The sequence below is a fragment of the Bacillus sp. EU55 genome (genome assembly GCF_038005925.1).
Taxonomy (GTDB): domain Bacteria; phylum Bacillota; class Bacilli; order Bacillales; family Bacillaceae; genus Bacillus; species Bacillus velezensis.
Genome location: NZ_JBBOUE010000001.1, coordinates 2,853,021 through 2,865,743, shown reverse-complemented (window position 1 = coordinate 2,865,743; position 12,723 = coordinate 2,853,021). Strand labels below are relative to the sequence as shown.

Below are 12,723 nucleotides of genomic sequence, written 5' to 3'. Positions count from 1 at the left end.
ATCCTCCTTAAAAAAACAAGAGTCATATTGACTGGACAGTTTTTGAAATCCTTTAACACATTACGATGGTTATACAGATTTTTATGAACATTATTTAGATTATTTCGTAATTTCTGATAATTATTTCCGTCAAGAGGTCTGCGTCATAAGGCGGAGTTTATGAAACGGGAATAATTCCGGCTTTCTGTCAAAAGATAAAGCAAGAGGTGAAACGTCATGCTTCAAAAACCGCTGCAGCTCTTAATGTGGACGGCTGTATGTCTGCTCGTTTTGTTAACAGTGTATGTCTTTTGCATGCTCGATATGTTATGGTCTCCCATTTGGCTTGTTATAAAATCTCTCTTTATTCCTATATTCATCGCAGTATTTATTGCTTATCTTTTACTTCCGATTACTGAATGGCTTCATAGAAAAGGGATGCCTAGAACTTTAAGCCTGCTTCTGATTTATTGCCTGTTTTTCGGCGGAATCGGCTGGGGGGTTTATAAAGGGGTTCCTGTTTTAATTGAACAGCTGCAGGATCTGTCTGAGAGCATTCCCGGTCTTGCCAAAAACTACAACAGCATGCTGACGCATCTGCATAATCACACGGATCATTGGCCTGACGGCATGCACCATCGGATGGACAAAATGATTCAGCAGACAGAAACGTTTCTTGCCGGCACGATTGAAAGCACGATCAGAAGCATCCGTTTCGTGCTTGATTATATCCTGATCGCGGCGACGATTCCTTTTCTCGTGTTCTATATGGTGAAGGATATAGACGTCATGAAAAAGACAGTCTGGTATTTGACGCCGAAGTCCTGGAGAAAAAGGGGGAGTGAATTTCTGCGGGATGTGGACGACTCTCTCGGTGATTACATCCGCGGTCAGCTTCTCGTTTGTTTTTTGCTCGGGCTAATAGCCGGCGTTTCATTTTGGCTGTTCGGGCTTCCTTACCCGCTGATTTTGGGCCTTGCCATCGGGATTACGAATGTCATCCCGTATTTCGGTCCGTTTATCGGCGCTGTACCGGCGCTGCTCCTTTCGCTGGCGATTTCTGCTAAAGCTGTGATCATCGTAATCGTCACGATTTTTATTCTGCAATTTATAGAAGGAAACATTTTGAGCCCGCTTATTGTCGGGCGCAGTCTCAGAATGCACCCCGTCGTGATCATGCTGGCGCTCCTTGCCGGAGGAGAGCTCGCGGGCATTCCCGGCATGATTCTCGCTGTTCCGGCGGCAGCCGTTTTAAAAGTGACGGCCATACACTTTTTGCGGATCAGGACGGAACATTGACATTCGGGTTCTGCTTGTCTATAATTTCGAGTAGAATACATACGAATCTCGAGTGACGGATATGAGTACGCCGAAGCCCTGTTTAAGAGAGAAGCTCCGATACGCTGAAAGGAGCTTCAGCAGAAGATCGGCGGAAGCTAATCCTGAGTGCAGTTAAAGGCTGCCGCAGTCCTGCGTTACGGGATGAAAGGTGACAGGCCTTTTTCGGCCTGTAATCAGGGTGGTACCGCGAGACAGCTCTCGTCCCTGTGTGAACGCATGGTTTGCATAGGGAGAGAGCTTTTTTGCTGTCGCAAAAGAGAATTTCGGGTAGTGATAAGGAGGAATATAGATGAAACACTTAACTTCTGCTGAAGTGCGTCAAATGTTTTTAGATTTCTTTAAAGAAAAAGGCCATGCCGTTGAACCGAGCGCCTCATTGGTTCCGCATGAAGATCCGTCTTTATTATGGATCAACAGCGGCGTTGCGACGCTGAAAAAATACTTTGACGGCCGCGTTGTGCCGGAGAATCCGAGAATTGTAAACGCGCAAAAATCAATCCGCACAAATGATATTGAAAATGTGGGGAAAACGGCGCGCCACCACACGTTCTTTGAGATGCTCGGAAACTTTTCCATCGGTGATTATTTTAAAGAAGAAGCCATCACGTGGGCATGGGAGTTTTTAACGAGCGAAAAGTGGATCGGCTTTGATCCGGAGCTGCTGTCTGTAACGGTTCACCCTGAGGATGAAGAAGCTTATACGCTATGGGCGGAAAAAATCGGCGTTCCGGAAGAAAGAATCATCCGTCTGGAAGGGAACTTCTGGGATATCGGCGAAGGCCCGAGCGGACCGAATACGGAAATTTTCTATGACCGCGGCGAGAAATACGGCAATGACCCGTCAGATTCTGAATTGTATCCGGGCGGCGAAAATGATCGCTATCTTGAAGTATGGAACCTGGTATTCTCAGAGTTCAACCACAACCCGGACGGCACGTACACACCGCTTCCGAAGAAAAACATTGATACGGGCATGGGGCTTGAACGGATGGTCTCCGTGATTCAGGATGTCCCGACAAACTTTGACACTGATTTGTTTATGCCGATTATTGAAGCAACAGAGCGCATTTCCGGAGATGCTTACGGAAAGGACGCAGTGAAGGATACGGCCTTTAAAGTGATCGCCGATCATATCAGAACGGTCGCATTTGCGGTAAGCGACGGGGCGCTTCCTTCGAACGAAGGGCGCGGGTATGTACTGAGACGCCTCTTGCGCCGGGCAGTGCGATACGCGAAAACCATCGGTATCAGCCGTCCGTTTATGTACGAGCTAGTACCGACTGTTGCAGGAATTATGGACGCTTTCTATCCGGAGGTGAAAGAAAAGCAAGAGTTTATCGCCAAAGTCATCAAAACGGAGGAAGAGCGCTTCCACGAAACATTAAACGAAGGTCTGGCCATTTTATCCGACGTGATAAAGAAAGAGAAGGAAAAAGGCAGCGGCATCATCTCCGGAAAAGACGTATTCAAACTGTACGATACGTACGGATTCCCGGTTGAATTGACGGAGGAATACGCGGAAGATGAGCAAATGACGGTTGACCATAAAGGCTTTGAAGCCGAAATGGAAAAACAGCGTGAACGGGCGAGAAATGCGCGCCAAGATGTAGGAAGCATGCAGGTTCAGGGCGGCGCGTTGCGCGACATTACCGCAGAAAGCACATTTGTCGGCTACAGTGCCGTAAAAGCTGAAGCGAAGGTGATCGAGCTTCTTCATGACGGGCAATTAATCAGTGAGGCTCATGAAGGGGATACCGTCCAAATCCTTCTTGACAAAACGCCTTTCTATGCTGAAAGCGGCGGACAGATCGGTGACAGAGGAGTGCTGAGAAGCGAGCAGGCTGTCGTAACCATTAAAGACGTGAAAAAAGCTCCGAACGGTCAGCATGTACACGAAGGCACGGTGGATAGCGGCACGATTCAAAAAGGCGCAAGCGTGACGGCTGAAGTTGAAGATCAAATGAGAAGCGGCGTGGTGAAAAACCATACGGCTACCCACCTTCTGCACCAGGCGCTGAAAGACGTTCTCGGCACACATGTCAACCAAGCGGGTTCACTCGTTACCGAAAACCGTCTGCGTTTTGACTTCTCTCATTTCGGTCAAGTGACGAAAGAAGAACTTGAACGCATTGAAGGAATCGTCAACGAAAAAATCTGGGAGAGCATTCCGGTAGTGATTGATTTGAAACCGATCAATGAAGCGAAAGAAATGGGCGCGATGGCCCTGTTCGGCGAGAAATACGGCGATATCGTCCGCGTCGTACAAGTCGGAGATTACAGCCTTGAGCTTTGCGGCGGATGCCATGTCACGAATACGGCTGAAATCGGCCTGTTTAAAATCGTATCCGAATCAGGGATCGGCGCAGGGACACGAAGAATTGAAGCCGTAACAGGAAAAGGCGCTTATCAGGAAATGAACAGCCAGCTCAGCCTTCTGCAGCACGCTGCGGACGAGCTGAAATCAAACGTAAAAGACGTACCGAAGCGAATTCAGTCTCTTCAAGCGGAGCTGAAGGAAGCGCAAAGAGAAAATGAATCATTGCTCAGCAAACTCGGCAATGTGGAAGCCGGAGCCATTCTGTCTAAAGTAAAAGACATCGGCGGCGTAAAAGTGCTGGCTGAAAAAGTAAATGCGAAAGACATGAACCACCTTCGCACTATGGTGGATGATCTGAAAGCGAAGCTCGGTTCTGCGGTCATCATTCTCGGCGCCGTGCAAAATGAGAAAGTCAACCTTTCAGCAGGCGTGACGAAAGACCTGATCGAAAAAGGCCTTCATGCCGGCAAAATGGTCAAACAAGCGGCTGAAGTCTGCGGAGGCGGAGGCGGAGGCCGTCCGGACATGGCGCAGGCCGGCGGAAAGCAGCCTGAAAAATTGGAAGAGGCGCTCGCATCTGCGGAAGATTGGATAAAATCCGTTTTATAATCCTTTCAAGTAGTGTAGAATGATGATAAGATGAGGACCTCAGGCTGAACTTTGCCTGCGAATTTGGGAAAGAGGTGCAAAACGGTGAGCTCGTTTGATAAAACGATGAAATTTAATTTCTCCGATGATTCTGCTGAAACAAACGTCGAAGAAGTGCTGATTACGGTATATGATGCGCTTCAGGAAAAGGGGTACAATCCTATCAACCAGATTGTCGGATACTTGCTGTCTGGAGATCCTGCATACATTCCTAGGCATCGCGACGCCCGGAACTTAATTCGCAAACTGGAACGTGACGAATTAATCGAGGAATTGGTAAAATCCTATCTAGAACAGCATAAAGAGGCGTAAATACATTCATGAGAATATTGGGACTTGATCTTGGAACGAAAACACTCGGCGTAGCTTTAAGCGATGAAATGGGCTGGACCGCTCAAGGCATTGAGACGATAAAAATAAACGAGGCTGAAGGAGATTACGGTCTGGACCGTTTATCCGAGCTGATGAAAGACTATAATGTAGAGAAGATCGTGCTCGGTTTTCCGAAAAACATGAACGGGACGATCGGTCCAAGAGGCGAAGCCAGCCAAACATTTGCGAAACTGCTTGAAACAGCGTACAATGTCCCTGTTGTGCTGTGGGACGAGCGTCTGACGACGATGGCGGCTGAAAAAATGCTGATCGCGGCTGACGTCAGCAGGCAAAAACGAAAAAAAGTCATTGATAAAATGGCGGCTGTCATGATCCTTCAAGGATATCTGGACAGTTTAAACTAAGAGGTGAAAGAAATGGAACACGGCGAAAAACACATTACAATTGTCGATGATCAAGGAAACGAACAGCTTTGCGAAGTGCTGTTCACATTTGAAAACGACACATTCAACAAATCTTACGTACTTTATTATCCGATTGATGCTCAAGACGATGATGAAATCGAAATTCACGCTTCAAGCTTCGAACCGAACGAAAACGGTGAAGACGGCGAACTGATGCCGATTGAAACCGATGAAGAGTGGGAAATGATCGAAGAAACGCTGAACACGTTTTTAGCGGAAGAAGACGAAGAATAAAATGAACGGAAAAAGCCGGAGCGCATATGCGCTTCGGCTTTTTTTTGTAATAAATTGCCGAATGCACATGAATCATGTAGTATAAGAGCTGTTGGGAGGAAAATACTTGTATGAATATCAATCAGACTAAAAATTCATTTCCGCGTAAAAACAAAAAAACGACGATAATACTGTCCTCCGTGATCGCTCTGCTTATCATCATTGGCGGTGCTTTTTTCTATGGAAAATCTCTGCTGTCCCCGATTGACAAAGGCAGCAAAACGGCAGTCAATATTAATATTCCGAGCGGTTCTTCCGTTTCGGCAATCGCTGAAATTCTTGAGGATCAGCATGTCATCAAAAGCAAAAAAGCATTTCAGCTGTATGTGAAGTATAAAGGCGCTTCCGGGTTTCAGGCGGGATTTTACCACCTGAATAAAGGAATGGATGCGGATGCGATTATCAAAAAACTGACCGCGGGATCAACGGGATATGCCTTTCAGATCTCCGTTCCTGAAGGAAAACAACTTACGCAGATTGCGGATGCGATCGCAAAAGAAACATCATATTCAAAAGAAGAGATCATGGCGAAACTGGATGACAAAACATTCATCGGCAAACTGAAAAAACAGTTTCCTGATACGATAACGGACGCGCTTTCAAACAAGAAGCTCAAGCATCCGCTCGAAGGCTATCTGTATCCGGCCACATATCCGTTTAATGATCCGGATGCATCGCTTGACACGATTTTGACGGCAATGGTTCAGGAAACAAACACCCGTATCGAAACGTATAAATCTGAACTGAAAAAAAAGAAACTTTCCGTCCATAACGCGCTGACAATGGCATCACTTATTGAAGAAGAAGCCACCGCCAAAGCCGACCGTCACAAAATCGCCAGCGTTTTTTACAACAGGCTCGAAGAAAAAATGCCGCTGCAGACTGACCCGACGGTATTATATGCGGCCGGTAAGCATAAAAGCCGGGTCTACTACAAAGACCTGAAAATTGATTCTCCGTTTAATACGTATAAACATAAGGGGCTGCCGCCGGGACCGATTGCAAATGCCGGTGATTCATCATGGGAAGCGGCTCTCCGCCCTGATAAAACGGATTATCTCTATTTCCTTGCAAAATCAAACGGCGAGGTTGTTTTCACCAAAACATTAAAAGACCATAATAAAGCGAAGGAAAAGTATATTTCCAAAAAAGACAGCGAATAAAAGGAGGGCAAAAGCTCTCCTTTTATTCCATTCTGAAAGGTTTTATGATAAAATATATCGGGTTGTTTACTTATGGATAAAGAAGTGTCTTAAGAGAGTGTCCCCGCGGATTCGTCAGGGGCACTCCTTTTTAGAACGGAGGCTGTTTGCCGTGAATGATCGGTATGAACAAATAAACGAGTATATAAATGCGATGCTGAAGCCTCGGCCTGATAAAGTGAAAAAGCTTGAAGCCTATGCAAAAGAGCACCATGTTCCGATTATGGAAGAAGCGGGCATTGAAGTGCTGCTTCAAATGCTGTCGATTCAACAGGCGAAAAACATTTTGGAAATCGGCGCGGCAATCGGATATTCCGCCATACGGATGGCGCTTGAGCTTCCGGATGCGAATATTTACACGATTGAACGGGACGACAAACGCTATGAAGAAGCTGTGAACAATATAAAAGACTTTGAAATGGAAAACCGGATTCACGTAATGCACGGGGATGCGCTGGAACTTTCTGAGTCTGTCCGTGTCACGGCTCCTTATGATGCCATTTTTATCGACGCGGCCAAAGGCCAGTACACGAACTTTTTTGAGCTCTATGAACCGATGCTTGCGCCGGATGGAGTCATTTTTACGGACAATGTTCTGTTTAAAGGACTGGTGGCACAAAATCACTCGGACATTGAGCCGAAAAGAAGACGGAAGCTTGTTGAAAAAATTGATCAATATAACCAATGGCTGATGGACCGGCCTGACTATCAAACGGTCATACTGCCGGTCGGAGACGGCATCGCCATCAGTAAAAAGAAGAGGTGAAGGATCATGAAAAAACCTGAACTTTTGGTGACTCCGACTTCTGTACAGGATATTCTTCCGCTCATTCAAGCGGGCGCAACGGCCCTGTTAGTCGGAGAACAGAGATACGGCCTGAGACTGGCCGGTGAATTTTCAAGAGAAGATATAAAAGAAGCCGTAAAGACAGCTCATCAGGAAGGCGCGAAAGTGTACGCCGCCGTGAATGCTATTTTTCACAACGAAAAAGTGGACGAGCTGAACGGCTATCTTGCCTTTTTGCAGGAGGCCGGCGTTGATGCGGCTGTTTTCGGTGATCCGGCCGTTTTAATGGCGGCGCGTGAAGCGGCTCCCGAGCTTAAACTGCACTGGAGCACGGAAACAACGGGAACCAACTACTATTCCTGCAATTACTGGGGACGCAAAGGCGCACGGCGGGCAGTGCTGGCTAAGGAATTAAATATGGACAGCATCATTGACATAAAAGAAAACGCCGAAGTCGAAATTGAAATTCAAATCCACGGAATGACGTGCATGTTCCAATCGAAGCGTTCTTTAGTGGGCCATTACTTCGAATACCAGGGAAAAGTCATGGACATCGAACAGAAGAAAAAAGAAGCGGGGATGTTTCTGCATGACAAGGAACGGGGCAATAAATACCCGATTTTTGAAGATGAAAACGGCACGCACATCATGAGCCCGAACGATGTGTGCATGATTGATGAATTAGAGGACCTGATGGATGCCGGCATCGATTCTTTCAAAATCGACGGAGTTTTGAAGTCTCCTGAATACTTAACTGAAGTGACCCGCATGTACAGAGAAGCAATCGATTTGTGCTTCGAAAGCCGAGAGACATACGAAGAGAAAAAAGAGAGCTGGATAGAGCGGATTGAAAGCATTCAGCCTGTGAACAGAAGCATCGACACAGGATTCTTCTTTAAAGAAACGGTCTATTAAAAAGGAGGGTGCAACGGATGACAGCCGTAAATCAAACCATTTCCAAAGTCGTAAACGGAAAGCGCGTCATTACGAAAAAACCTGAACTCCTTGCTCCGGCAGGAAACCTTGAAAAATTAAAAATTGCCGTTCATTACGGAGCGGACGCGGTTTTTATCGGAGGACAGGAATACGGACTCCGCTCAAATGCGGATAACTTCTCAATAGAAGAAATCGCAGAGGGCGTAGAATTTGCCAAAAAATACGGGGCAAAAATATATGTGACAACAAACATTTTCGCCCATAATGAAAATATGGACGGTCTGGAAGAATACTTAAAAGCGTTGGGAGACGCAAAAGTTGCCGGAATTATCGTCGCTGATCCGCTGATTATTGAAACATGCCGGAGAGTGGCCCCGGATGTAGAAATTCACCTCAGCACACAGCAGTCCCTTTCCAACTGGAAAGCGGTGCAGTTCTGGAAAGAAGAAGGGCTTGACCGCGTGGTGCTTGCCCGTGAAACGAGCGGACTGGAAATTAAAGAAATGAAGGAAAAGGTGGATATTGAAATTGAAACCTTTATCCACGGCGCCATGTGTATCGCTTATTCAGGCCGATGCGTGCTGAGCAATCACATGACGGCCCGGGATTCCAACCGCGGCGGCTGCTGTCAGTCCTGCCGCTGGGATTATGACCTGTATCAGACAGACGGTGCAAACGCGGTCGCGCTCTATGATGAAGAAGACGCTCCGTTTGCGATGAGCCCGAAAGATTTAAAATTGATTGAATCCATTCCGCAAATGATCGAGATGGGCATCGACAGCCTGAAAATTGAAGGCCGGATGAAATCAATTCATTACGTTGCGACGGTTGTCAGCGTGTATCGCAAAGTCATCGACGCATACTGCGCTGATCCTGAAAACTTTGTCATTCAAAAAGAATGGCTGGATGAGCTGGACAAATGTGCAAACCGGGATACCGCGCCTGCTTTCTTTGAAGGCACGCCTGGGTATGAAGAGCAGATGTTCGGTGAACACGGAAAGAAAACAACATTTGATTTTGCCGGTCTCGTGCTCGCGTATAACGAGGACACTCAAATGGTGACGCTCCAGCAGCGCAATTTCTTTAAACAAGGTGACGAAGTGGAATTTTTCGGTCCTGAAATCGACAATTTCACATTCACAATCGGCACTATTTGGGACGAAGACGGAAACGAGCTTGATGCTGCCCGCCATCCCCTGCAAATCGTTACATTTAAAGTAGACAAAAAGATTTATCCGAGCAACATGATGAGAAAGGGGAAGTAATCACCAATGGGTAAGAGTCCTGTAGTTATAGGCATCGCAGGAGGTTCCGGATCAGGAAAAACAAGCGTCACCCGTTCCATCTATGAACAGTTTAAAGGACACTCGATTTTAATGATCCAGCAAGACCTTTATTATAAAGACCAAAGCCATCTTCCGTTTGAAGAAAGGCTGAACACAAACTATGATCACCCGCTCGCATTTGATAATGACTATTTAATCGAGCATATTCAAGAGCTTTTGAATTACCGGCCGATAGAAAAGCCGATTTATGATTATAAACTGCATACGCGTTCTGAGGAAACCATTCCGGTTGAGCCGAAGGATGTCATAATTCTGGAAGGCATTCTCGTTCTCGAAGATAAAAGGCTTCGCGACCTCATGGATATGAAACTTTATGTCGACACGGACGCGGATCTCCGTATCATCAGACGGATTATGAGAGATATTAACGAAAGAGGCCGTTCAATCGATTCTGTCATTGAGCAGTATGTGTCCGTCGTCAGACCGATGCACAATCAGTTTGTTGAACCGACGAAACGCTACGCGGACATCATTATTCCGGAAGGCGGGCAAAACCACGTCGCAATCGATCTGATGGTCACGAAGATTCAAACGATCCTTGAACAAAATGCAATTTTGTAATACCATAGCATAGACATAAATAACTCAGACCATATTATGTATAGGCTGGAAGGGAATGAGACAGTTCCCTTCTTTCCCTGTTTATAAACCGAAACATTTGCAGAAAACACACATTCAGTTTAAGATAAACAGTACCTATATGGGAGAGAAGAACGAGGACTGCCCTGTGTTCTCATTCTTGATTTTTTCGTTTATGCTCTCATACATAATCACACGTTATTGTTGAGGGACAACCACCAAGGAGTGAAGGAACATGGCACAAGAAAAAGTTTTTCCGATGACTCACGAAGGAAAACAAAAACTTGAACAAGAATTAGAGCAATTGAAAACGGTTAAACGTAAAGAAGTAGTAGAACGCATTAAAATCGCAAGAAGCTTCGGAGATCTGTCAGAGAACTCTGAGTATGATTCTGCAAAAGAAGAACAGGCATTTGTGGAAGGGCGCATCACGACGCTTGAAAACATGATCCGCAATGCGAAAATCATCGAGGACGACGGCGGTTCAAATGTAGTCGGTTTGGGAAAAACCGTATCATTCATCGAATTGCCGGACGGTGAAGAAGAATCTTACACGATTGTCGGAAGCGCTGAAGCTGATCCGTTTGAAGGGAAAATTTCAAACGACTCGCCAATCGCCAAAAGCCTGCTCGGCAGAAAAGTGGACGAAGAAGTGACAGTTCAGACGCCGGGCGGAGAAATGCTCGTGAAAATTGTGAAAATTTCATAAGATCCGTTTAACAATGAAACACCTCGTCCAAAATGTGGATGAGGTGTTTTTTTATGATCGTATCAAAAAGGCTGAAAACGGCCGTGATTTGTTTTCTGCTCGTGTTTTTCTTTCTCCTTGCGAGGCTGGCTGAAATTCAGCTGTTTTTTACAGAATCTTTTTCAAAATCCAATATTAATCTGATTCAGGAAAGCGTCAAGCAGCGGACGGAAGAAGTCCTTATTTCAGACGGACGCGGCTCTTTTCTTGATCGGAACGGCAAAGAACTGACCGGAAAAAAGCAGCCTGCCGTCATACTGTTTCCCTTTCTCGTGACGCAGGATTGGCCGATTGACCGGGTATCCGCCATTCTCGGGATGAAACAGGATGAGCTCAGGCAGCTTCTCACGGAAGCGAAAAAACCGGTGATCCTAAACAGCAGAAAAATAAAACATCTGACGAAACAATCCGTGTCAAATATCAATTCTTTGAAATATCCGGGCATTTACGGCGTATATATGAAAGACAGCAAAGAAACAAACATAGCCGCTCATCTGTTGGGCGCGACAAATCAGGACCCGGAGCTTTTGAAAAAGAAATATCCCGGCCGTAAGGAACTGCCGATCACGGCAAAAATCGGGACAAGCGGGATGGAACGGACGTTTGATGAGTTTTTGCTGGCGGATCAGGACACAAAACTTTTGTATCATGTCGACGGAAGGGGAAACCCTTTATTCGGAATGGACGTCAAATATACGGCAGAAGCAAACGCGTTTTATCCGCTGCAAGTCAAAACCTCCATCGACCGCAATATTCAAAAAGCAATGGAAGATGTATTGAAAGACCGCGGGTTAAAAAAGGGGGGAGCCGTCCTTTTAGACATTGAAAAAAGCAGTGTGCTCGGAATGGTATCAAAGCCTGACGCCGACATGTCAAAGCAGCAGACACTGCAAAATTACATGCTGACGCCGATTTATCCGGGATCTGTGTTTAAAACGGTGGTCGCCGCAGCCGCAATTGAACAAAATGAAGTGAAGCCGGGCACATCCTTTAACTGCAGTCTCAACCTGTACGGAGAGCCGGGTGACGACAAAGGCACGCTCAGTTTTGGAGAAAGCTTTGCCCAAAGCTGCAATTATACGTTTACAAGTCTTGCGGAAAAATTGGTCAAAAAAGATGACTCCGCTATTGAAAACATGGCGGAAAAACTCGGTCTCACACAGCGGGCGGGCTGGGAAGGCAAGCTGTACCGGGAAGACGGATTCAGGCAGCTGTATAATGAAAAAAGCGGGGTCATTTGGGGAGATGACAAAGACAAAACCGTAAAAAAAGCCGTCGCACAGACGGCGATCGGGCAAAAAAACGTGAAAGTCACGCCTCTTGAAGTCGCCAATATGATGGCGGCGATCGCGCGCGGCGGTGAAAAAAAACAAGTCAAAATCGCGGACAAAATTGAATACAAAAACAAAACGACGATGGCGTCATTCAAAGATAAGCCGTTAAAAGGGGAAAACATCGACAAATATACGGCGCAGCAGCTTCAAAAAATTCTCAGAGAAGTCGTCACCTCACCGAAAGGAACCGGCCGAAGGTTTCAGGATCTGCCGTATGAGATAGCAGGCAAATCGGGAACAGCCCAGACGGGAATGTTCACAAAAGAAAAACAGACGCTTTACCACAAATGGTTTGCGGGATACTTTCCCGCGGACAAGCCGAAATACGCTCTCGTGGTGCTGCACATGGACACGCCGGGGGATAAGGCTCTGACAAATACAGTGTTTTATGATATTGTTAAAAAGGTACATGAAAATGAAATAAATCAGACATAGA

The 12,723-nt window shown here is 46.2% G+C and carries 12 protein-coding genes and 1 other annotated feature; all 12 genes read left to right on the top strand.

The window, feature by feature from the left end:
* The first annotated feature begins 216 nt into the window (after positions 1–216).
* Positions 217–1,278 carry an AI-2E family transporter gene (locus NYE50_RS14555; RefSeq protein ID WP_021494373.1) on the top strand — a complete coding sequence of 354 codons (1,062 nt, stop codon included), beginning with the start codon at positions 217–219 and terminating at the stop codon, positions 1,276–1,278.
* Positions 1,279–1,321: 43 nt separating this feature from the next.
* Positions 1,322–1,529 (top strand) — a binding site (T-box leader).
* An 80-nt stretch (positions 1,530–1,609) separates the two neighbouring features.
* Positions 1,610–4,246: an alanine--tRNA ligase gene (alaS, locus tag NYE50_RS14550; protein WP_085342225.1), complete on the top strand. Its 2,637-nt coding sequence runs from the start codon at positions 1,610–1,612 to the stop codon at positions 4,244–4,246.
* Between the two features lie 84 nt (positions 4,247–4,330).
* Positions 4,331–4,597, top strand: coding sequence for an IreB family regulatory phosphoprotein (locus NYE50_RS14545; protein ID WP_003152749.1), 267 nt, complete (start codon positions 4,331–4,333; stop codon positions 4,595–4,597).
* 8 nt (positions 4,598–4,605) lie between these two features.
* The gene (ruvX, locus tag NYE50_RS14540) at positions 4,606–5,022 is read left to right on the top strand and encodes a Holliday junction resolvase RuvX (RefSeq protein WP_003152750.1); all 417 of its coding nucleotides are present in this window, start codon (positions 4,606–4,608) and stop codon (positions 5,020–5,022) included.
* Positions 5,023–5,034: 12 nt separating this feature from the next.
* Positions 5,035–5,316, top strand: a complete 282-nt coding sequence (locus NYE50_RS14535) for a DUF1292 domain-containing protein (RefSeq protein WP_003152751.1) — start codon at positions 5,035–5,037, stop codon at positions 5,314–5,316.
* A gap of 110 nt (positions 5,317–5,426) precedes the next feature.
* Positions 5,427–6,518 carry an endolytic transglycosylase MltG gene (gene mltG, locus NYE50_RS14530; protein ID WP_071181865.1) on the top strand — a complete coding sequence of 364 codons (1,092 nt, stop codon included), beginning with the start codon at positions 5,427–5,429 and terminating at the stop codon, positions 6,516–6,518.
* A 151-nt stretch (positions 6,519–6,669) separates the two neighbouring features.
* Entirely contained in the window at positions 6,670–7,323 is a 654-nt protein-coding gene (locus tag NYE50_RS14525; protein ID WP_007612793.1) for an O-methyltransferase, read from the top strand.
* Between the two features lie 6 nt (positions 7,324–7,329).
* Positions 7,330–8,259, top strand: coding sequence for a peptidase U32 family protein (locus NYE50_RS14520; RefSeq protein ID WP_007408214.1), 930 nt, complete (start codon positions 7,330–7,332; stop codon positions 8,257–8,259).
* A gap of 17 nt (positions 8,260–8,276) precedes the next feature.
* Positions 8,277–9,545, top strand: a complete 1,269-nt coding sequence (locus NYE50_RS14515) for a peptidase U32 family protein (RefSeq protein WP_017418217.1) — start codon at positions 8,277–8,279, stop codon at positions 9,543–9,545.
* 6 nt (positions 9,546–9,551) lie between these two features.
* Positions 9,552–10,187 (top strand): uridine kinase, encoded by a 636-nt coding sequence (gene udk / locus NYE50_RS14510; protein WP_003152763.1) that lies wholly within the window; start codon positions 9,552–9,554, stop codon positions 10,185–10,187.
* A gap of 253 nt (positions 10,188–10,440) precedes the next feature.
* Positions 10,441–10,914: a transcription elongation factor GreA gene (greA, locus tag NYE50_RS14505; protein ID WP_003152766.1), complete on the top strand. Its 474-nt coding sequence runs from the start codon at positions 10,441–10,443 to the stop codon at positions 10,912–10,914.
* A gap of 53 nt (positions 10,915–10,967) precedes the next feature.
* Complete coding sequence (locus NYE50_RS14500) at positions 10,968–12,722, top strand: peptidoglycan D,D-transpeptidase FtsI family protein (protein WP_340765381.1); 1,755 nt, start codon at positions 10,968–10,970, stop codon at positions 12,720–12,722.
* The last annotated feature ends 1 nt before the right edge of the window (position 12,723 follow it).